The sequence below is a fragment of the Flavobacterium sp. genome, from assembly GCF_035292545.1.
GTDB lineage: Bacteria > Bacteroidota > Bacteroidia > Flavobacteriales > Flavobacteriaceae > Flavobacterium.
In genome coordinates, this window is record NZ_DATDPV010000073.1 from 92,085 (window position 1) to 113,436 (window position 21,352).

The following is a 21,352-nucleotide window of genomic DNA, read 5'->3' on the forward strand; positions in this document are numbered from 1 at the left end:
TAAAATTATGTTGTATCGTTTTTATTATACCGAAATTCAAATTCAGGCTATTTTTTTTAGCAACTTAATGATATCCTCCAGCGACAAAATATAATCCGGTTGCATCGCTGCGATTGCTGAAGCAGGCATAAAAGGCGATGCAGCCGTTTCGGGATCCTGTGCAATGGTTAATCCTCCTAATTCTTTTATCCTTTTCATTCCTTTAGTTCCATCATGATTGGAACCGGTAAGGATTATGCCAATCAATTTATTTTTATAGGCATCGGCTGCGGTTTCAAAGAGTACGTCAATGGCAGGCCGGGCAAAATTGACGCGTCCTTCAATGCTTAGTGAAAGGGTTTTGTCCTTTTCAATCAACAAATGATAATTAGGAGGAGCGAAATATACGTTTCCTTTTTCAATTTTCTCCTTTTCATCGGCTTCTTTGATGTGGAGTTGGCTTCTATGGTCTAAAATTTTGATCCATTCACTGTCGGAATGTGCCCCGATATGCTGGACGATAATAATTGGAATCTTGAAATCCTTTGGTAAATGAGAAAAGATGAGGTTTAACGCATGCATTCCACCCGAGGAAACTCCAATTACAATTGCTTCATAGTCCATTATTCTTAATATTTCTTTTTAAATATTCTATGTTTCTTATCCAACTCTGAATAATGGTCATACAAATCCGAAAACTGTAAAGTTTCTTTGGAACCAAGGCATAAGATACCCCCATTAATCAGGCTGTTATAAAAAAGATGCTGTACTTTATTTTGTAAATCACGGTCGAAGTAAATAAGTACATTTCGACATAAGATTAGATTTACTTCTGCAAAAACACTATCCGTAACCAGATTATGATTGGCCCAGACAATGTTGCTTTTGAGTGACTGATTCATGATGACATGATCATAATGAGAAGAATAATAATTCGAAAAAGATTCTTTTCCTCCCGACAAATGATAATTAGCGGTGTATTCTTTTATCAGGCTGGCAGAATAAATGCCTTCTTTTGCATGATTGAGTGCCTGCTGATTAAAATCGGTGGCATAAATGGTAGTCCGGTCGTATAAACCTTCTTCCTGTAGGAGAATCGCCATCGAATAAGCTTCCTGACCGGTGGAACAGCCAGCATGCCATATTTTTATAAATGGATAAGTTTTCAGAATTGGGATGACATTTTCCCGTAAGGACTTATAAAATTCCCTGTCGCGAAACATTTCGGTAACAGTTATTGATAAATCCTGTAGTAGAGTGGAAGCAAACGTTTCATCATTTAATACCTTGGACTGCATCTGAGAAATATCCTCAAATCCTGACATCGCCATTCTGCTCATAATTCTGCGCTGGATATGGGCTTGGGAATATTGCCTGAAATCATACCCATATTTACGATAAATTGCTTCCAGTAGCAATGAAATTTCTATTTCCGATGTGTCTTTATATTGCATTTTTTCAGAATAAATTTGGCGCTGGTTTTGACCAAATTAAAAGTGATAAATTTATTAGTTTAAAACTCAAGAAAAGTTATTATGAATTAGAGATTACATTCTGTCCATGTACCAGTTCAATTCTTTTTTCATTTTTTTAAATTCGAAAATAGCATTTATGGTTTTTTGTAAGCGCATAAAGGCAGTTTCACTTTTTACTATATAATCAAAAGCTTTATGGTGCAAACAGCTTACTGCTACTTCAATTTTATCTTGGGATGATAGCATTATAACCGGAATATCAGCATTAAAAGCTTTTATTTTGTCAAGTGTTGCAAGTCCGTTCATTGCGTTTTTATCAATACCATCAAGATGAAAATCCAGCACGATAATGTCTGGGTTATTTGCTAGATTTGCTATGCAAAGTTCTCCGGTTGGAAATGTTTCAATTATAAAATCAGCATGTTCCAGGAATTCAATTTCCAGTGATTTTAGAAATAAGGCATCATCATCTACAAGGAATAATTTTATTTTTTTTTCATTTTTCATTACTTATTGTTTTTTAAACGTATTTAATTCTTCTGTTAATTCTTCGCATGCCTGTGTACAAATGTTTTCCAACTGTAAAACTAAGTCTTGTATCTCATCTGTCAAATCTTGTGCTTTTGTAAATTCCTGAATTTTTTTTGCCATGTTTTCAAAATCGGCATTAATACCCACTATTGAAAAAGAAGGAATCATTTTATGCACTGTTGCATACAGTAAATCCCAATCCCTAGCTAAAAAACTTTGTTTCATGGTGTAGATTAAAGGCGGGGTTTGTTCTAAATAAATCGAAATCATTTCCATCATCAATGCTGGATTGGATTTTGTACGTTGGTTTAAATAGGTCAGGTCGATGCATTTTAAATTTACCTCCAGATTATTACAATCTTCTTTTGCCTGAATTGCTTTTTCAAGGATGTTTTTTTTCACCAGACTGGTAATTTTACTATATAATAATAGTTCGTCCACTGGCTTTGCTATATAATCGTTCATACCAACAGCTTTGCATTTTGCTAAATCCGCTGTAGTTACATCAGCTGTTAAAGCCACGATGGGTATTTTAGATTTCATTGTTTTCCGAATGTATTCAGTAGCTTCAAAACCATTCATTTCAGGCATTTGCAAGTCCATCAAAATAATATCGTAAGGGTTGGTTTTTAATTTTTCTATGGCAATTTTTCCGTTCTCTGCAATATCGCGTTCAAAACCGAAATCATCCAATAGTGTTTTCATCAGTAATTGATTGAGTGCCATATCTTCGACCACCAATACTTTTATGTTTTTAATTTCTGAGTCCAATTCTACTATATTTACTTCTGATTCAGGTTCCGCTTCCGTTTTTCGAAAATTTAAAGTAAAACTAAAAGTAGAGCCCTCATTAATTTTACTTTTTACATTAATGGTTCCATCCTGCGCTTCAACTAGTTGTTTTACGATGGCAAGTCCTAATCCAGTTCCTCCATATAATCTTGAAGTACCGTTGGATGCCTGCTGGAAGTTTTCAAAAATGGTTTCTATTTTTTTATTTGGAATCCCAATTCCGGTATCTGTAACAGCAAATTCAATGGTTACTTTTTCGTCATCTTCATGAAGCAGTAGGACACTTACAGTAATTTTTCCTTTTGTTGTAAACTTTACCGCATTACTCACCAGATTTAAAATGATTTGGTGTAAACGCACCGCGTCACCAACTAACATCTCTGGAATATTGTTGTCGTAATTTTTAACCAGTTTTAGATTTTTTTCCTGAATTTTTGTTTCAAACAAATGAAGCATGGATGATATGGAGGCTGACATTTTAAAAGGTAATTGCTCAAATGTCATTTTTCCTGCATCTACTTTTGCTAGGTCGAGAATGTCGTTAATCAGAACGATTAAGGCATCACCGCTTATTTTTATTGCGGTTAAATATTCTTTTTGTTTAGCTGATAAGTCAGTTTTCAACACCACTTTTGTAAATCCGATAATCGCATTCATTGGCGTGCGAATTTCATGACTCATATTTGACAAAAATTGTTGTTTTGACTTCATTGCATCTTCTGCAATTCCAGTGGCGCTTTCGGCTTTGCTTTTTGCTTCTTCAGCAATTAAGGTAGCCAGCTCGGCAAACACTTTTGCTTCTATCAATTCTTTTTCGATTCTTTTTTGCTCGGTTATATCTCTGGCCACTACAACAATACCAAGTACATTTCCTCGTTGGTCTTTATAAACGGAACCATTAAATAAAACATCGGTTAAACCATGATCTTTTATGGTTAACGGATAGTCAGATACAAAACCTTTAGCAAAAACTCGTTGGTAAACTTCTTGTGCTTTATCGGGTTCGGTGAAATAATCAAAAAAATCGGTGCCAATTAATTTTTCACGTGATATTCCGGTTATGTTTACCGAAGCATCATTCATATCGGTAATTTTTCCGGCAGGGCTAATGGTAAATAGTGGATCAAGGCTGGCCTCTATGAGACTCCTTACATATTGAGAAGCCAATTGTTGGACTGTTACATCTCGGGCAACAATTACCACTCCGAGTACATTTCCTCTGTCATCTTTATAAACTGATCCATTGAATAATACATCGGTCAGCTTACCGTCTTTATGGCGAATAGTAAGTGGTGAATCGGCTACTGACCCTTTTGCAAACACTTCCTGATATACTTCACGTGCTTTTTGAGGTTCGGTAAAATAATCAAAGAAGTCGGATCCTGTAAGTTTTTTTCGTTTAACACCTGTAATGCTTACTAATGCCTCATTCATACCTGTAATCTTACCTTTTGGACTTATAGTAACCAATGGATCAAGACTGGCTTCAATAAGACCGCGGGCATAATTTGCAATGATTAACTCTGCTGCCCGTTTTTCTTTTTCATCATTTTGAAAAGCTAATTCTTTGTTGGCAATGATTAATTCAGAGGCTCTTTTTTCTTTTTCATCGTTTTGAAAAGCCAGTTCATTATTAGCAACGATTAATTCAGAGGCTCTTTTTTCTTTTTCATCATTTTGAAAAGCTAGTTCTTTATTAGCAATGATTAATTCAGAGGCTCTTTTTTCTTTTTCATCGTTTTGAAAAGCCAATTCTTTATTAGCAACGATTAATTCAGAGGCCCTTTTTTCTTTTTCGTCGTTTTGAAAAGCTAATTCTTTATTAGCAATTATTAATTCTCCAGATCTTTTTTCCTTTTCATCGTTTTGAAAAGCTAATTCTTTATTGGCAATGTTTAATTCAGAGGCTCTTTTTTCCTTTTCATCGTTTTGAAAGGCAAGCTCTTTATTGGCAATGTTTAATTCAGAGGCTCTTTTTTCTTTTTCATTATTTTGAAAGGCAAGCTCTTTGTTGGCAATGCCTAACTCTGCTGCCCTTTTTTCTTTTTCATCGTTTTGAAAAGCAAGTTCTTTGTTTGCAATTCGCAACTCTGTTGCCCATTTTTGTTCGGCAATATTTCGTGCTACCAGAACGGCGCCTGTAGCATTTCCACTATTATCGTTATAAGCAGATCCGTTGAATAATACTTCGGTTTGTTTGTGGTGAAAGGTAAGCGGGAAATCAAAAACAAATCCTATTGCAAACACTCTCTGATAAACTTCACGTGCTTTTAGGGGTTCAGTAAAATAATCGAAGAAATCTGAGCCAATAAGTTTTTCGCGTGACATACCTGTGATGTTTGCTAATGCCTCATTCATATCCGTAATCTTACCATCTGTATTAATGGTAACCAACGGATCTAAACTGGCTTCTACCAAACTTCTGGCGTAGTGAGACTCTTTCGTTTTTACATTTTCCATTTTAATTATTTGAGCCAATTGAAACTCCGATTTCTTCTATTGGGCTTCTTCTTTTTTCCTTCAATTGTTTAAAATGCGAAGGAGATAATCCTGTGACTTTTTTAAATTGATTTGATAAATGTGCCACACTGCTGTAATTCATTTTCCAGGCAATTTCTGTAATGTTGAGTTCGCCATAAATGATCAATTCTTTTATCCTTTCAATTTTATGGGAAATAATGTATTGTTCGATCGTGGTCCCCTGTACTTCTGAAAATAAATTGGACATATAAGTATAATCATGATTTAGTTTCTCACTTAAAAAATCAGAAAAGTTTATTTTAATCACTTCATCTGAATGATGAACCATTTCTATAATTACGTGTTTTATTTTTTCAATTAATACGGACTTCTTGTCGTCCATTAATTCAAGACCTGAGTTGAGCAAGCCAATTTTCATTCGCTTTCGCTGATCTTCGGTAATGTCTTCCATGATCTCAACTTCGCCTAAATCGACAACGATGAAATGCAGACCAAGTTTTTTCAACTCTTCTTTCACCGCCATTTTACAGCGGTTACTAACCATGTATTTAATATATAGTTTCAAATATTTTTTTTTAATCGGATTTTGTCAAAGTTGGAAATTTATGACCACGAAAGTGTTATGCAATTTTTGTTAAAAGTTACATAATTCACTCTTTTTATAGATGAATTTATAACGGTCTTCTTCTTTAAGTTAAATTTTGGTATTTTTTTTACGAAGATACGAAAGGCTAGTTTATAGGGCATAGATATTCACTAAAAATCAAATTTGTTAGAGCAACAAATTTTGCGTGGTCTAAATCTATTTCAAAGCGTTAAGTCGTTTTAATTAAACCGGGATTTGTTTGCTTAATTTATTCTGTAATGGTTTTTCAATCGGTAATGTAAAATAAAACGAAGAACCGAAACCCAGGGTGCTTTCAACCCAAATTTCGCCGCTATTTTTTTCTAATAAACCCTTTACCAATAATAATCCTATTCCGGCTCCTTTGCTGTCTTCTCTTTCTTTTGAAAGCGCCTCCATTTGCGGAGTAAAAAGTTTTTCCTGTATTTCTTTGGTCATGCCAGTTCCGGTATCCTTGATCTCAACGATAATTTTATCGTCCTTTCTTTTCGTAGAAACGGTGATTGTTCCTCCTGGAATGGAATGTTTTATTGCATTTGAAACTATGTTTTGAAGTACGGAGATTAACATTTTTTTATCTGCAAAAACTTTTGTGTTTTCTTCAATTTCATGGTGAAGATTAATGGTATTTACCGCTGCGATGTCGCTTAAAATCTCAAAAACTTTATTTACATATTTGGCTAACTCAATTTTTGACGGGGTAAATGCTTCCGATGCATATTTTATTCTGGCCCATTCCACTAGGTAATCTAACATGTTTAACTCGTCTTTTGATGATTCATAAAGCAGGTCTAACATGGTTTTTACTTCACTGTGTTCCATTTCCTCAAAATTAGTTTTCAGAAATTCTGTGGTTCCAATAATTCCCGAAAGCGGACTTCTTAAATCATGGGAAAGTATGGTGAGTATGCTTTCTTTGTGGGCAATTAGTTTTTCGAGTTCTATTATACCTTTGTTGGCACAGCTTAGTTCAACAGTCCGTTTCTTTTTCTCTTCGTTTTGAATGGCAAGTGCCTTATTTACATTTTCGAGTTCCAGATTTTTTTTTTGTAATTGTTCGGTTCTGTTTTTTAATTCTTCCTGATTTTCATTTCGAATGGTAACATCTGTAACTATAACGCTCAAAACATAAATGTCATCCAATTTCATGCTATTTGCAGACATCAGTACCGGCATAACTTTACCATTGTTTGTGTCTAAAAATATTTCATCCTTTGAGTTAACTGACCAGCCTTGTTCAAATAAAATGGCATACTGCTTTTGTGAAGAGGCAACAATATAATTTTTGAATTTTGTTCCAATAACTTTCTGTAAAGGCATATTTACCATATTTGCAAAACAGGAATTGCAATATAAAATGATTCCCTCTTTGTCGAGAGTAACTGCACCTTCATGCATTTTTTCAATTAAAATCCGGTATGTTTTATCGGATGTTATTTCTGTAAAAACCTTTTGCTTTTCTTTATCGGTAACGACTAATGCATCAATATTTGCGGTTTTAATTAGGTCAATAGTTTCCCTTGCTTTCAACAGTTGTTGTTGAAGCTTTGCTTTTCCTTTGTTCAATTTTTCGATTTCTTCCAGTAATTCTTTAATATTTTTTTCCATCAGTTTAAGAATCGAATTAATTAAATAATAAGATGAAGTCCTTTGAGAACTTTTTCAATATCCGACATGTCTCCAATCAGTCTTTCTTCCGGTAAGGGAAGTTTCTTTATCAAAAGAGGTATTGCAATTATTTCCTCTGTAAGGGCAAGTAGGGGTTGCTGGTAAATGTCAATTATCTCTAATTCATACCTGTCTTTTAAATATCTTTCACAAATTGCCTTAATATTTACAATTGCATGAGCAGAGTTGGGTAACATGCCTGTAACATATAATTTGAGAAAATACTTTTCCTTTGCGGAACTTTCAGTATCGCTCTTAAATGTTGTTTTTATGGATGTTTCTGTTGACATAATAATCAGCTTATATTTCAAATAAATAGCCAGTCATTTTTTTTTTTTTTTTTAACTTTTTAAATAACTTACTATTCCATACAATCCAATAGATTCTGAAGAAGTCGGTGTATTTTCAACCTTTTCTTTCGGAACCAATAAAGTCTAGTTCTCTTTTTTTAGAATCGGCTGTAATTCGATTCCGTTTGATGAAATAATAAACTTTTTCACCTCGTTTGAGTGAGCCATTCCTCTCGATTTCATAATACAAAAGGTTTGAGTTCGGGTTGCCTCTTTTTCGATATCCTGAACCAACATCCAGGTATCCACCATTGATGAAATTCCTTCATCACTTGGATTTCGTTCTATTGAGCCCACAGTTATTGCTGCTGTAAACATTACGGTTATTTGTTCACTTTTTAAAAAATCTATAAATGTAATGAGCATTGATCTGGTATCGCTATTAGGGCCTTCGGTCATTAAATTGGTTATAGGATCAAGAACGATGGCTGATGGTTTTAGTTCTTTAATCATTTTCTTAATAGCGATAAAATGCAATTCCAGATTCTGTAAAGTTGGTCTTGCATAATAAAAATGCAAAAGGGCTGATTTAATCATCGGATTCAAATCGAGCCCTGCAGATTTCATATTCCTAATAATTTGGTTTGGAGTTTCTTCAAAAGCACAAAAAAGACAACTCTGCTTCATATTGCAAACATTATAGGCAAATGCAGCAGCAATACTGGTTTTTCCTGTTCCTGCCGTTCCGGATATCAGAATACTGCTTCCGACAAAAAAACCTTTTTTATCCAGCATGATGTCTAATTGGTCAAGACCTGAAGAGATTCTTTTTGAACTTGATTCTTGTTTGAGCGAAACGCCTATAAGAGGTAAAACGGTTATTCCATTTTCATCAATTATAAAAGGATATTCATTGTTGCCGTGAACGGAGCCACGGTATTTTGCGATTCTTAATCTTCGGGTGGTAACTTGATTAACGGACCGATTGTCTAATACTATAACGCAATCGGCTACATATTCTTCAACACCATGTCGGGTGAGAAAGGTGTTGCCAATTTCTCCGGTAATTATTGCGGTTACTTCTTTTTCTTTTAACCAGGAAAGGAGTCTTTTAAATTCTAAACGCAGTACTTTTGGATCGAAACCGTAAAAAAGGGTATCCAGAGAATCAAGAACTAAGCGTTTGGCATTTATCTTATTAATTGCCTGTTCCAATCTTACAAATAAGCCTTCAATATCATATCTTCCCGTTTGCTGAATTTCCTCCTGACTAATTTTTATATATTCCAGATACAATTTATTGTCCGCAATATGCTTATTCAAGTCATAACCCAGAGAGCTTACATTCGTAATTAATTCGTCTGTTTTTTCTTCAAAAGATATAAATACGCCGGGCTCATCAAATATGACGGCTCCATTTACCAAAAATTGCATACCCATAATTGTTTTTCCGCATCCTGTGTTACCCAACAAAAGAGTAGGACGGTTTTTAGGAAGACCTCCATTTGTAATAACATCTAAACCCTGAATTCCGGTGATGGATTTCGGGAATGTTAAATGAGTTGTATCAGATTGGTTATTATTTTGCATAATGTTTATATTTTAATCATACAAAACTTGAGGCTGCCTATGGTTTAAAAATAATTTCTATTTTAAAACCGAACCTATCAAAGTTAAGAATTTTTAATCATATAAAGGGTATGCGATTTCAAAAAAATACATACTTAATAATCATATTATCAGCACAATGTGTGTTTTTTTATTTTTTTGAATTGCTCAAAGTTGATGGAGTGTTCAATAGTGATAATACTCACTTTCGGATAGGGAATAACAGGGAAAGTATCATAGATATTCCGGCTGTTTTTTTATTTTAAAAAGTAGATTTAATCAAATACGGTATTGTCTGCGATGTCTACAGGTTTTTTAACGGGTAATGTGAAATAAAAAGAAGAACCGACACCTTCGGTACTTTCAACCCATATTTCTCCATTATTTTTTTCTAAAAATCCTTTTACCAATAATAATCCTATTCCGGCTCCTTTATTTTCTTTCCTTGCTTTTGTCAGAGAATTTACTTGTGGAGTGAAAAGTTTATCTTGTATTTCTTTAGTCATTCCAACACCATTATCCTTTATTTCAATGATAATTTTGTTCTCTTTTCTTTTCGCAGTGGCAGTGATTTTTCCTCCTGGATTAGAATGTTTTATAGCATTTGAAACTATATTCTGAAGTATCGAAAGCAACATTTTTCCATCTGCAAAAACAGTTGTGTTTTCTTCAATTTCGTTATGAAGATTTATAGTGTTTATCGCTGCACTTTCATTTAAAGTATCAAAAACTTTATTCACGAATTGAACAAGATCTATTTTTTTTGGAGTAAATGCTTCTGATGCATATTTTATTCTTGCCCATTCCACTAAATTGTCTAACATATCCAACTCATCAATAGATGATTTATGAACCAGTTCAAGCATTCCTATTACATCAACGTTACTCATTCTCTCAAAATTTGATTTCAGATATTCTGCGGCTGTAATGATTCCGGCTAATGGACTTCTTAAATCATGAGAAACTATGGCAAGTACGCTCTCTTTGTGGGTATTAAGTTCTTCGAGTTCTTTTATGTAATTTTTTATGGCGTCTTCGGCTTTCTTTTTATCGGTAATGTCCTTTAGAATTTTAACATATCCTAGCATTTCACCATCTTTACCTTTAAGGGGGAAAACCAAACCATTAGCATAAAATAAGCTGTCGTCTTTGCAAGTATGCCACCTGTTATCTGTAGCTCTACCCTCTTTTAATGCTGTTTTTATTTCTTTATTGGGAATACCGTTCTTTTTATCTTCCTTTGTGAAAATGGTATCAAAGGGTTGTCCAATAATTTCGTCTGTTTCGTATTGAAATATTTTTGTTGCGCCTGAATTCCAACTGTTGATTAGTAAATCGTTATCCAAAGTAAAAATGGAATAATCCTGCAAGCTGTCTATTACCTGACTATAAAATTCAGCGGTAGGTACGTATTGATTTTTAAGAACTTTAGAATTGTCTTGTTCGTTTTTCATTTAAATTGAATAATTATTTAAAATCTTTATTTAATTTTAATCTTTATATTTTTATTAATCAATACATTTCTTTTGCCACTTGCTAAATCAGGATATTTCCTGGGTAGTGACATTTTAAAATCAAGCTCGGCAAATTTATATAATTTTGGCTTAAAAAGCCATGCACAATCCGAAAAAGATAAATCATTCACAATTATCATCCAGAATGTTTTTTTTGTTCTTTAGTTCCTTGAAGAAAGTTGGCGTTAATCCAGTTACTTTTTTAAACTGTTGTGATAAATGTGCTACGCTGCTATAATTCAGCATATATGATATTTGTGTAAGATTAAGTTCATCGTACAGAAGTAATTCCTTTACCCGTTCAATTTTTTGAGCAATGATGAAATGTTCAATAGTGACGCCTTTCACATCTGAAAAAGTATTGGCCAAGTAGGTGTAATCATAGCCTAATTTTTCACTGATAAAATCAGAAAAATTTATTTTAGGCATTTCATCAGAGTAACGAACCATTTTAATAATCACGTCTTTTATTTTTTCAATCAATATGGCCTTTTTGTCGTCCATAAGTTCAAGTCCGGATTTCAATAAAGCAATTTTCAACTGTTCCCGCTGTTCTGGCATTAGGTCTTCCAAAATTTCAACAATACCGAGATCAACAACTATATAATGTAGTTTCAAACGCTTCAGTTCTTCTTTTACCATCATTTTGCACCGCGAACTGACCATGTATTTGATGTAAAGTTTCATTTTAACTTTGGATATAGTGAATATTTTTTTGTCGTTTTGCGTCTATTTCAAAAAATAAAATTTGCAATGATAGTTGTCACTATTGGCAAAATGCTTGCCACAAACACTCGAATTTACAAAAATATTTTTAATATGCATATTTTTTATACAATTTGTTAAATTTATAGATCTAATGCAAATAATCAAATTACGCAAAATATAGCTTTCAGCTTTTAGGCCTAAATCAACGATGAAATAAAAATTAGTCTTTGTATGCAACTGTTTGAATTAAAAAATCACTTTAAGCATTTAATAATTGAATGGATAATTCTATTTTTGCAAAACACAACACAACAACAATAATGTACAAACAAATTATTCGTCCGATACTTTTTTGGTTTGATCCGGAAAAAGTTCATTATTTTACCTTTTCGCTTATTCGATTTTTATCTAAAATCCCTGGAATCCCATCCCTTTTCAAATCCCTTTACGAAGTCAATGACAAGCGTTTGGAACGGGAAGTTTTTGGTCTGAAATTCAAAAACCCAGTGGGATTAGCAGCGGGTTTTGATAAGGATGCCAGGTTGTATAAGGAATTATCTAATTTTGGATTTGGTTTTATCGAAATCGGAACGCTTACACCAAAAGGACAGGAAGGTAACCCTAAAAAACGTTTGTTTCGTCTCAAAGAAGACAGCGCTATCATCAACAGAATGGGTTTCAATAATGGCGGAGTGCAAGAAGCTGTTGAAAGATTAAAGAAAAATAAAGGTGTTTTAATTGGTGGTAACATCGGTAAAAATAAATTAACGCCAAACGAAGAAGCAACTTCCGATTACGAAATCTGCTTCGATGCTTTATACGATTATGTCGATTATTTTGTAGTCAATGTGAGTTCGCCTAACACGCCCAATCTTCGTGCGCTGCAGGACAAAGAACCGTTAACTCAATTGTTGCAAACACTACAAAATAAGAATTTGGCAAAGCCAAAGCAAAAACTAATTTTGCTGAAAATCGCCCCAGATTTAACCGATGAGCAATTATTAGACATTATCGATATCATTAAGGAAACCAAAATTGCTGGAGTAATTGCCACCAATACGACGATTTCCCGTGAAGGCTTGCAATCCGAAAACAAAACTGAAATGGGTGGGTTATCCGGAAAACCATTAACAAAACGTTCCACCGAAGTAATTCGTTTTCTTTCCGAAAAAAGCAATAAAGCCTTCCCAATCATTGGAGTAGGAGGCATTCATTCCGCCGAAGACGCAATAGAAAAACTTGATGCCGGAGCGAGTTTAATCCAATTGTACACAGGATTTATTTATGAAGGTCCGGCATTAGTAAAAGCAATCAATAAGAAGATTCTACAAACTCACACAATAAAATAATATGATTCGAGTATAAATTACTGGTTTATTCTTGTTTTTTTTAAATCTTTTTTAGATCTGATCTTGTTTTGGAAGAAAAGACCTAAACTCGGATGGTGTTTTGTGCCTAAGTTTTTTTTAGTATTTACTCATATATTTTATGTTTCCCATATTTTTAAATTTAACCATTAATATGATTTTAAAATACTGATTTTCAGATATTTAAACGAAGATTAATTTGTAAATTTGTGTATTATTCTGTTTGATTATAGGAGTTACATTAATCTGGTTTATAACATCTTAGGATGTGTATAATTGAAAAAAAAACTAAGTAAAGTCATTGGTTAAGTCTAACGATATTTATCAAATAAAGATAGACTACTTGAGATTTTACAGTGAAAAACAATTCCAAAATTACTTTTTTAGAAATTTATACTAAAAAATGTAAAAGATCTTTTCGTTACTCAAAAGAATAAAAATTTTATAAAAAAGTTTTTGTGAACTTCCCATTGTATTCTAACATGAATATTTTGTATTGCGAATAGTATTATTAACAATAAAATTAAAAATCATGAAAAAATTAGATTTTATGTTTGTAATGGTGTTGGTGTTTTTGTTTGGCTGTTCAACGGATGATATGTCGAAAACTGAACAACAACTTCCTAAAGATAAAAATAATCAACAAGAATTAGCGAAGCCTTCTAGAGTTAGAGCCGTTAAAATAGCTTTCAAAGGGACTTCTATTAATGATGCCATTTTTGTTACTGATTGTTTACCTAGTGAAAGAAAATTATTAAAAAACGGACAATTTAGCGGATACATAAAAGGCTTTGGGACAATAAAAACGAACCTGAGTCCTTATGAATTTACGGCTTGTTCAGTTAAGCGCATTAATCCACCTAATCAAGGCGAAACTAATATGTATGTACTCAAATCTGAGGGGCAAATTGTAATAAGTACTTCGGATCGTTTATATTTCACTATAAATACAAACCTTTATCCTTGGGATACTACAGGAGATTTTATAGGGACGGCAACCATTAATTCAGGCGTTGGTAAATTTTTAGGTGCTACAGGTACATTGGAAGTTATTAATAGCGGCTTGTCAGGATATGGTGTTGATTTTGTTACGGGTGAAGTAAATATGTATTTAAGTGGAACAATAACTGTCCCCAATTAACAGTATTTATAATCATCTGAAATCAATAAGGAACTATCTTAAAAAGGACTTAAGTTTAAAAATCGGGGTTTGACTATTTCTAAAGTTAAACCCTTTTTTATAGAACCATAATACAAATTATTATATTAAGATATTATAGAAAAACTCGAGTTCGAAGAGAGTCTAATTAAGCTTTATCTCAGTTTTATTTATAAAGATTCCGCTGTACCAAAACAATTAATTAAAAGATTTTAAGTGATTTATAGATTTTTAATAATTCCAAAAATGGTTAATAATATCATTTTTTCGAAATTCATAATTCATAATTAAAAATTCACAATTGTTTTTCTATCTTTGAATTTCTATGGAGCCAATAAAAATTATCGAATGCCCGCGTGATGCAATGCAAGGCATCAAGACCTTTATTCCTACCGAAAAAAAAGTCGCTTACATCCAATCCTTATTGCGTGTGGGTTTCGACAGCATCGATTTTGGCAGTTTTGTTTCGCCAAAAGCCATTCCGCAAATGCAGGATACTGCTGAGGTTTTGGCACGACTCGATTTGTCGCAAACCCGAAGCAAATTGTTAGCGATTATTGCCAATACACAAGGTGCGGTTTCCGCTTCACAACATCCTAAAATCCAATATTTAGGCTATCCATTTTCGATTTCTGAAAATTTTCAGATGCGAAATACCCATAAAACCATTGCGGAATCTTTAATCACATTACAGGAGATTTTAGAAATTGCCGATAAAACCAATAAAGAAGTAGTGGCTTATCTTTCGATGGGATTCGGAAATCCGTATGGAGATCCCTGGAATGTGGAAATAGTAGGCGAGTGGACAGAGAAATTATCGAATATGGGCGTGAAAATTTTATCCCTTTCCGATACCGTTGGAAGTTCAACCCCTGATGTAATCAGTTATTTATTTTCGAATTTAATTCCAAAATATCCCGAAATAGAATTCGGAGCTCATTTACATACGATACCCGAAAAATGGTTCGAAAAAGTAGATGCCGCTTACAAAGCAGGTTGCCGAAGATTTGACGGAGCGATTCAAGGTTTTGGCGGTTGTCCGATGGCCAAAGATGATTTGACCGGAAATATGCCTACCGAAAAATTATTGTCTTATTTCACTACACAAAAAGAAAATACGAACACCAGTCCGATGAGTTTTGAAAGCAGTTATAACGAAGCCACTAAATTATTTGGGGAGTTTCATTAGGAGCTGTTTCCCGCTGTCCGAAGTATCTTTTTATTCTTAAAGAAAGAATAAAAAGGATACTTGCTCCCATCTGGGCTAGGGCATTGGTTTATAAATTCAACATATAAAATTACATTTTCATATAAGTTCCCCATTGACCCCAAAATCAAAGTTATACTTGAACTAATTTTTAAATCATTGAATTTTTCAATCTTTTAATCAAAATTTCACTATATTTGCACGCAATTTAACTACAAATTGCAATGATCGCACACAACTCCAAGATTATCGGCGAAGGTCTAACTTACGATGACGTATTATTAGTTCCAAACTACTCGAATGTGCTTCCTCGCGAAGTGAGTATTCAATCCAAATTTTCAAGAAATATAACCCTTAACGTTCCAATTGTATCCGCCGCTATGGATACCGTTACCGAAAGTGCTATGGCTATTGCGATGGCACAGGAAGGTGGAATAGGTGTTTTGCATAAAAACATGACCATCGAGCAACAAGCAGCGAAAGTCCGAAAAGTTAAACGTGCCGAATCCGGAATGATTATCGATCCGGTAACTTTGCCATTGACTTCAACCGTTGCCGATGCTAAAAATGCAATGAAAGAATACGGAATTGGTGGTATTCCAATTGTCGATGAAAATAAAACATTGAAAGGAATCGTTACCAATCGTGATTTGCGTTTTGAGAAAAATAATGCAAGACCAATTATAGAGGTGATGACCAGCGAAAACCTGGTTACCGTTGCAGAAGGAACTTCACTGGAACAAGCTGAAGTGGTGTTGCAAGGACATAAAATCGAAAAATTACCGGTTGTGAATGCCGATTATAAATTAGTCGGACTAATCACTTTTAGAGATATTACCAAATTAACCCAAAAACCAATTGCCAACAAAGATGTTTTCGGACGCTTGCGCGTTGCAGCGGCTATCGGCGTTACGGGTGATGCGGTTCAAAGAGCAGAAGCATTGGTTAATGCAGGTGTTGATGCTATTATTATCGATACAGCTCACGGACATACCCAAGGTGTTGTCAATGTATTGAAAGAAGTAAAAGCCAAATTCCCTCAAATCGATGTAATTGTTGGAAATATAGCTACTCCTGAAGCAGCTAAATTTCTTGTAGAAAATGGTGCTGATGGTGTAAAAGTAGGAATCGGACCAGGTTCTATTTGTACTACCCGTATTGTTGCAGGTGTTGGGTTTCCTCAATTCTCAGCTGTTCTCGAAGTGGCTGCGGCCATAAAAGGAACTGGAGTTCCCGTTATTGCAGATGGTGGAATTCGTTACACTGGGGATATTCCAAAAGCAATTGCTGCGGGTGCCGACTGTGTGATGTTAGGTTCACTTCTAGCTGGAACCAAAGAATCTCCTGGAGAAACCATTATTTTTGAAGGAAGAAAATTCAAATCCTACCGCGGAATGGGTTCCGTAGAAGCAATGCAGGAAGGTTCGAAAGACCGTTATTTCCAAGATGTAGAAGACGATGTGAAAAAACTGGTTCCGGAAGGAATTGTTGGACGTGTTCCATATAAAGGGGAATTAAATGAAAGTATGCAACAATTCATTGGCGGACTTCGTGCCGGAATGGGTTATTGTGGTTCAAAAGACATTCAGACTTTGCAGGAAACGGGGCGTTTTGTTCGCATTACCGCCAGTGGAATCAATGAAAGTCATCCTCATAATGTGACTATTACAAAAGAAGCTCCGAATTATTCAAGATAATTTAGCTAAAAGGTAAATTTAAAAGGCATAATAATCACTTTTTCGGTGTCTATTATGCCTTTTTTCTATTGAATTTATTAATTATTCCAATAAATCTTTCTTCAAATGCTCACTATCCCAACTGTGATTGGTTGCGGCAACCTGCGATAGAATATCATTTTTTAGCAATTGTTCCTGCATCTCTATTTCTTCTTTTATAGTAACAAGATAGGCCATTTTATCATGTCGCTTTTCGGCTAATTTTCGCGTGGTGATTTCATCATATTTTATAAATTGCTGTCCTTGTCGTGTTGCTGTATATTTTCGGTGCCCTAATTCCACCAAAGCATCAACACCCATAGTTACCGCACTATATAAGGTTTCACGATAAATATGTTTTACATTATGATCGATTAATTCGTAGGCATCATTCCGGTTTCTGGCACGAGTGAGGATTTTCAAATGTGGAAAATGTTTTTTTAAGGTTTCAATTACCTGTAAATTCACCGTAGGATTGTCTATCGCGGCAATAAAGAGTTTGGCATTTTCGCAACCTGCCGCTTTTAATAATTCCAAACGAGTGGCATCACCATAATACACTTTGAATCCCATTTTTCGCAGGACATCTACTCTGTCTGAATCATAATCCAAAATAGTCGATTTTACGTTATTGGCTTTCAAAAGGCGACCAACAGTGCTTCCGAAGTGTCCAAAACCAGCAATGATTACCGGATTATGTTCATCGATAAAATCGCTTTCTTTTTTACTTTCCTTTCCTTTTAGTTTTGAATTTGGATAAATGAATCTTTCATTTATCAGCAGTAAAAAAGGAGTGGCCACCATACTCATCGCTATGACCGCCATAATCTGATTGGCTAACATATTCGGAATAATGTTCAATTGCATACAGAAACTCATAATCACAAAACCAAATTCTCCAGCTTGGCTTAAACTAAAAGCGAGCAATAAATTCTGGTCGGTATTTTTTTTATAAAATCGGCTGGTCGCAAATAAAACTAAGAATTTCACTAAAGTTAAAATCGCTCCAAAAGCAAAAATAAATAACGGATTGTCTATAATCAATTGGAAGTTTATCGAGGCGCCAACGCCAATAAAAAACAACCCCAAAAGCAATCCTTTAAACGGAGCGATATCGCCTTCCAGTTCATGGCGAAATTCAGAATTCGCCAGTACGACTCCTGCCATAAAAGCTCCAAGGGCAGGGCTTAATCCAATCAATTGCATCACATAAGAAACGCCGACCACTAATAATAATGCCGAAGCGGTGAACAATTCCTGCAAACGTGTTTTTGCAATAATATGCAATAACGGAACAAATAAAAAGCGGCCGGCAAAGTAAATTATCGCGATGATTCCTATTACAATCAGCGTTTGAAGCCAACTCGAATAACCAGAAATCAATGATTGTTGAATTTCATTTGTTGTCTCAAGATTAACCGTTGACAAAAGTGGTAAAAAAGCTAAAATTGGGATTACTGCAATATCCTGAAAAAGCAAAACTGCAAACGATGATCGCCCGACAGAAGTGTTTAATAATCCTTTTTCTTTTAAGGTTTGTAATACAATGGCAGTTGAAGATAAGGCTAATGCCAAAGAAATGGCTAATGCAGTTTCCCACTTCCAATCCATAAAAAACAGACAGCCTATAAATAAAACCAATGTAGTACCGACCAATTGCATCGAACCCATTCCGAGAATGAATTTTCGCATCTTCCAAAACTTACTGGGCTCCAGTTCTAAACCAATTAGGAACAACATCATGACTACACCAAATTCGGCAAAATGCATAATATCCTGGCCTTCCTGACCTATAAAACCTAAAACAAATGGGCCGATTACAATTCCCGCAAACAAGTAGCCCAAGATAGAACTTAAACCTAGTTTTTTGGCAATAGGTACACAAACAACTGCCGCTGCTAAATAAATAATTGCCTGAAGTAAAAAGTTAGTATCCATTTATATTTGTATTGTTGCAAACCATTCATTCAAATAATGGTATTGCAAAATTTCGGTTGTATTTAAATCATTATTTTCTAAATACTCAAGAAAATAACCATAGATCAAACCGTTTTTCTTGTAATCCTCCGGAGTCATATTATGTGTTCCATGTACGACAAACGGCGGTAAATATTCCATATTACACACTTTTGCAGTTTGATTAAAAGGTTCTAATAATTCAGGAATACTATATCGATCGCAGCCAGTTTCACAATAATTTTCCTTATCACCGCCAGTTGTAATCACCTGAAAAATAATTTTATCCTGCAACGCTTTTCCTCTTTTACCATAGGCCCAGCCGTGTTCGAGTACCATGTCAATCCATTGCTTCATCAATGGCGGACAACTGTACCAATACATCGGATGATGCCAAATAATAATATCATGTTGGCTTAACAACCATTGCTCATGTTTCACATCAATATCAAAATCAGGGTATTCCTCATATAAATCATGAAAAGTAATGTTTTCCGAATCGGGAATATTTTTCACCATAGCCTTATTCGCATGCGATTTTTCAAATAACGGATGGGCGAACAGGATTAAGATTTTGTTTTTTGACATTGATTATTTTTTGTAATTATTTAGCTATACTGAATATTCAATCTCTACTTGCTAATGGAATTTTACCCTTTTTAGGTATAAAAAACGCGAAAATATTTAGAATTGAATTTGAGGGCATAGTACTCTAATTCTAAACAAATTTATAACATATAAATACTTCCGTCAAGATATGAAATAATGCTCAATTTTAAAAATGAGACACCACTCAAAATTCAATTTTATGATAATATTATAAAATAAGTGGAAAATCCCGTTAAAACAATATGGTTATGATTTTGTTTTAACGGGACTTTTAAAAAGATATAAATTTAATTATTTAGCTAATCCCCAAATAGTTACTAGGAGTAATTTGCATCAACTCAGCTTTAATTTCATCAGAAACTTCTAATGTGGCGATAAAACCATGAATGGCTTTTTTATCAATAGTTGTATTGGTTCTAGTCAAGCCTTTTAATGCTTCGTATGGATTTGGATACGCTTCACGTCGTAAAATAGTTTGAATTGCTTCCGCAACAACCGCCCAGTTTTTTTCTAAATCCTCAGCAAATTTTGGCTCGTTCAAAAGCAATTTGTTCAATCCTTTTAAAGTAGCTTCAAAAGCGATTAAAGTATGTCCCATTGGAACACCAATATTTCTCAACACCGTACTGTCGGTTAAATCTCTTTGCAATCTTGATAATGGCAATTTAGCCGAAAGATGTTCGAAAATAGCATTCGCAATCCCTAAATTTCCTTCCGAATTTTCAAAATCAATCGGGTTAACTTTGTGCGGCATTGCCGAGGAACCAATTTCGCCTTCTTTGATTTTTTGTTTGAAATATTCCATTGAAACATAAGTCCAAATGTCTCTGTCTAAATCTATAATGATGGTATTGATTCTTTTTAACGCATCAAAAAATGCAGCAAAATGGTCGTAATGTTCTATTTGTGTAGTCGGGAAGGAGTGGTGTAATCCTAAAGTTCCTTCTACAAAATCTTTTCCAAATTTACGCCAGTCAATTTGTGGATAAGCCACGTGATGCGCATTGTAATTTCCGGTTGCTCCGCCAAATTTAGCTGCAAATGGGATATTGAATAAGAATCGCATTTGCTCTTCGAGGCGTTCTACAAAAACACCGATTTCTTTGCCCAAACGCGTAGGAGAAGCCGGTTGACCATGTGTACGGGCCAACATAGGAATATCTTTCCATTCGATGCTCAAATCTTTCAGTTTTGAAACCAATTGGATTAGAGATTTTAAATAAACTTCCTGAAAAGCTTCTTTGGTAGAAAGTGGAATCGCCGTATTGTTGATATCCTGAGAAGTCAGTCCGAAATGGATAAACTCTTTATATTCTGATAACCCTAATTTGTCAAAAGCTGTTTTTATGAAATATTCAACCGCTTTCACGTCGTGATTGGTCGTTTTTTCGATTTCTTTTATGGCCTGTGCATCTTCGGTAGAAAATTCAGCATAAATATTTCTCAAGTCCTCAAACAAATCGGAATCTATCCCTTTTAATTGTGGTAAAGGAACTTGGCAGAGGGCGATAAAATATTCAATTTCCACGAGAACGCGGTATTTGATTAAAGCTTCTTCAGAGAAATAAGGAGCTAATGAAATAGTCTTGCTTCTATATCGTCCATCAATTGGTGATATGGCGTTTAATTCGTTTAAAGTAGTCATTGTTGTGTTGTTTGTTCGAAAGG

General features: G+C 34.4%; 17 protein-coding genes. 4 read left to right on the forward strand and 13 right to left on the reverse strand.

Annotated elements, in window-relative coordinates:
- Positions 1 to 42: 42 nt before the first annotated feature.
- The 10 genes from VI621_RS12515 to VI621_RS12560 form a co-directional block, all read right to left on the reverse strand.
- On the reverse strand, positions 43 to 603 hold the full coding sequence (locus VI621_RS12515) for a chemotaxis protein CheB (RefSeq protein ID WP_324218736.1): 561 nt from the start codon (positions 601 to 603) through the stop codon (positions 43 to 45).
- A 5-nt stretch (positions 604 to 608) separates the two neighbouring features.
- Entirely contained in the window at positions 609 to 1,433 is an 825-nt protein-coding gene (locus VI621_RS12520) for a protein-glutamate O-methyltransferase CheR (RefSeq protein ID WP_324218737.1), read from the reverse strand.
- 93 nt (positions 1,434 to 1,526) lie between these two features.
- Positions 1,527 to 1,961, reverse strand: coding sequence for a response regulator (locus VI621_RS12525; RefSeq protein ID WP_324218738.1), 435 nt, complete (start codon positions 1,959 to 1,961; stop codon positions 1,527 to 1,529).
- 3 nt (positions 1,962 to 1,964) lie between these two features.
- Positions 1,965 to 5,237, reverse strand: coding sequence for a PAS domain S-box protein (locus VI621_RS12530; protein WP_324218739.1), 3,273 nt, complete (start codon positions 5,235 to 5,237; stop codon positions 1,965 to 1,967).
- Between the two features lies 1 nt (position 5,238).
- Entirely contained in the window at positions 5,239 to 5,802 is a 564-nt protein-coding gene (locus VI621_RS12535; protein WP_324218843.1) for an AraC family transcriptional regulator, read from the reverse strand.
- Between the two features lie 285 nt (positions 5,803 to 6,087).
- On the reverse strand, positions 6,088 to 7,491 hold the full coding sequence (locus VI621_RS12540) for a PAS domain-containing sensor histidine kinase (protein ID WP_324218740.1): 1,404 nt from the start codon (positions 7,489 to 7,491) through the stop codon (positions 6,088 to 6,090).
- Between the two features lie 20 nt (positions 7,492 to 7,511).
- Positions 7,512 to 7,841, reverse strand: a complete 330-nt coding sequence (locus tag VI621_RS12545) for a circadian clock KaiB family protein (RefSeq protein WP_324218741.1) — start codon at positions 7,839 to 7,841, stop codon at positions 7,512 to 7,514.
- 144 nt (positions 7,842 to 7,985) lie between these two features.
- The gene (kaiC, locus tag VI621_RS12550) at positions 7,986 to 9,431 is read right to left on the reverse strand and encodes a circadian clock protein KaiC (protein ID WP_324218742.1); all 1,446 of its coding nucleotides are present in this window, start codon (positions 9,429 to 9,431) and stop codon (positions 7,986 to 7,988) included.
- Between the two features lie 293 nt (positions 9,432 to 9,724).
- Positions 9,725 to 10,903 carry a PAS domain-containing sensor histidine kinase gene (locus VI621_RS12555; RefSeq protein WP_324218743.1) on the reverse strand — a complete coding sequence of 393 codons (1,179 nt, stop codon included), beginning with the start codon at positions 10,901 to 10,903 and terminating at the stop codon, positions 9,725 to 9,727.
- A 183-nt stretch (positions 10,904 to 11,086) separates the two neighbouring features.
- Positions 11,087 to 11,650 carry an AraC family transcriptional regulator gene (locus tag VI621_RS12560; protein ID WP_324218744.1) on the reverse strand — a complete coding sequence of 188 codons (564 nt, stop codon included), beginning with the start codon at positions 11,648 to 11,650 and terminating at the stop codon, positions 11,087 to 11,089.
- A gap of 341 nt (positions 11,651 to 11,991) precedes the next feature.
- Here VI621_RS12560 and VI621_RS12565 point away from each other — a divergent pair, with 341 nt between their 5' ends.
- From VI621_RS12565 to guaB, 4 genes are all read left to right on the forward strand, one after another.
- The gene (locus tag VI621_RS12565; protein ID WP_324218844.1) at positions 11,992 to 13,020 is read left to right on the forward strand and encodes a quinone-dependent dihydroorotate dehydrogenase; all 1,029 of its coding nucleotides are present in this window, start codon (positions 11,992 to 11,994) and stop codon (positions 13,018 to 13,020) included.
- A 550-nt stretch (positions 13,021 to 13,570) separates the two neighbouring features.
- The gene (locus tag VI621_RS12570; protein WP_324218745.1) at positions 13,571 to 14,179 is read left to right on the forward strand and encodes a hypothetical protein; all 609 of its coding nucleotides are present in this window, start codon (positions 13,571 to 13,573) and stop codon (positions 14,177 to 14,179) included.
- Between the two features lie 343 nt (positions 14,180 to 14,522).
- Positions 14,523 to 15,386, forward strand: coding sequence for a hydroxymethylglutaryl-CoA lyase (locus tag VI621_RS12575; RefSeq protein WP_324218746.1), 864 nt, complete (start codon positions 14,523 to 14,525; stop codon positions 15,384 to 15,386).
- Positions 15,387 to 15,628: 242 nt separating this feature from the next.
- Positions 15,629 to 17,101, forward strand: a complete 1,473-nt coding sequence (gene guaB / locus VI621_RS12580) for an IMP dehydrogenase (RefSeq protein ID WP_324218747.1) — start codon at positions 15,629 to 15,631, stop codon at positions 17,099 to 17,101.
- A gap of 81 nt (positions 17,102 to 17,182) precedes the next feature.
- Here guaB and VI621_RS12585 read toward each other — a convergent pair whose 3' ends face one another.
- The 3 genes from VI621_RS12585 to purB all read right to left on the reverse strand — a co-directional run bounded on the left by VI621_RS12585 (position 17,183) and on the right by purB (position 21,329).
- Positions 17,183 to 19,057 carry a monovalent cation:proton antiporter-2 (CPA2) family protein gene (locus tag VI621_RS12585; RefSeq protein WP_324218748.1) on the reverse strand — a complete coding sequence of 625 codons (1,875 nt, stop codon included), beginning with the start codon at positions 19,055 to 19,057 and terminating at the stop codon, positions 17,183 to 17,185.
- Entirely contained in the window at positions 19,058 to 19,663 is a 606-nt protein-coding gene (locus VI621_RS12590; protein ID WP_324218749.1) for an NAD(P)H-dependent oxidoreductase, read from the reverse strand. It abuts the gene before it with no gap.
- Positions 19,664 to 19,979: 316 nt separating this feature from the next.
- On the reverse strand, positions 19,980 to 21,329 hold the full coding sequence (gene purB, locus VI621_RS12595) for an adenylosuccinate lyase (protein WP_324218750.1): 1,350 nt from the start codon (positions 21,327 to 21,329) through the stop codon (positions 19,980 to 19,982).
- Between the last annotated feature and the right edge of the window lie 23 nt (positions 21,330 to 21,352).

What these genes read in the sequence shown, in the direction of transcription:
- VI621_RS12515 (WP_324218736.1), bottom strand. Translation starts at nt 603, where the DNA reads ATGGACTATGAAGCAATTGTAATTGGAGTTTCCTCGGGTGGAATGCAT.
- VI621_RS12520 (WP_324218737.1), bottom strand. Translation starts at nt 1,433, where the DNA reads ATGCAATATAAAGACACATCGGAAATAGAAATTTCATTGCTACTGGAA.
- VI621_RS12525 (WP_324218738.1), bottom strand. Translation starts at nt 1,961, where the DNA reads ATGAAAAATGAAAAAAAAATAAAATTATTCCTTGTAGATGATGATGCC.
- VI621_RS12530 (WP_324218739.1), bottom strand. Translation starts at nt 5,237, where the DNA reads ATGGAAAATGTAAAAACGAAAGAGTCTCACTACGCCAGAAGTTTGGTA.
- VI621_RS12535 (WP_324218843.1), bottom strand. Translation starts at nt 5,802, where the DNA reads ATGGTTAGTAACCGCTGTAAAATGGCGGTGAAAGAAGAGTTGAAAAAA.
- VI621_RS12540 (WP_324218740.1), bottom strand. Translation starts at nt 7,491, where the DNA reads ATGGAAAAAAATATTAAAGAATTACTGGAAGAAATCGAAAAATTGAAC.
- VI621_RS12545 (WP_324218741.1), bottom strand. Translation starts at nt 7,841, where the DNA reads ATGTCAACAGAAACATCCATAAAAACAACATTTAAGAGCGATACTGAA.
- kaiC (WP_324218742.1), bottom strand. Translation starts at nt 9,431, where the DNA reads ATGCAAAATAATAACCAATCTGATACAACTCATTTAACATTCCCGAAA.
- VI621_RS12555 (WP_324218743.1), bottom strand. Translation starts at nt 10,903, where the DNA reads ATGAAAAACGAACAAGACAATTCTAAAGTTCTTAAAAATCAATACGTA.
- VI621_RS12560 (WP_324218744.1), bottom strand. Translation starts at nt 11,650, where the DNA reads ATGAAACTTTACATCAAATACATGGTCAGTTCGCGGTGCAAAATGATG.
- VI621_RS12565 (WP_324218844.1), top strand. Translation starts at nt 11,992, where the DNA reads ATGTACAAACAAATTATTCGTCCGATACTTTTTTGGTTTGATCCGGAA.
- VI621_RS12570 (WP_324218745.1), top strand. Translation starts at nt 13,571, where the DNA reads ATGAAAAAATTAGATTTTATGTTTGTAATGGTGTTGGTGTTTTTGTTT.
- VI621_RS12575 (WP_324218746.1), top strand. Translation starts at nt 14,523, where the DNA reads ATGGAGCCAATAAAAATTATCGAATGCCCGCGTGATGCAATGCAAGGC.
- guaB (WP_324218747.1), top strand. Translation starts at nt 15,629, where the DNA reads ATGATCGCACACAACTCCAAGATTATCGGCGAAGGTCTAACTTACGAT.
- VI621_RS12585 (WP_324218748.1), bottom strand. Translation starts at nt 19,057, where the DNA reads ATGGATACTAACTTTTTACTTCAGGCAATTATTTATTTAGCAGCGGCA.
- VI621_RS12590 (WP_324218749.1), bottom strand. Translation starts at nt 19,663, where the DNA reads ATGTCAAAAAACAAAATCTTAATCCTGTTCGCCCATCCGTTATTTGAA.
- purB (WP_324218750.1), bottom strand. Translation starts at nt 21,329, where the DNA reads ATGACTACTTTAAACGAATTAAACGCCATATCACCAATTGATGGACGA.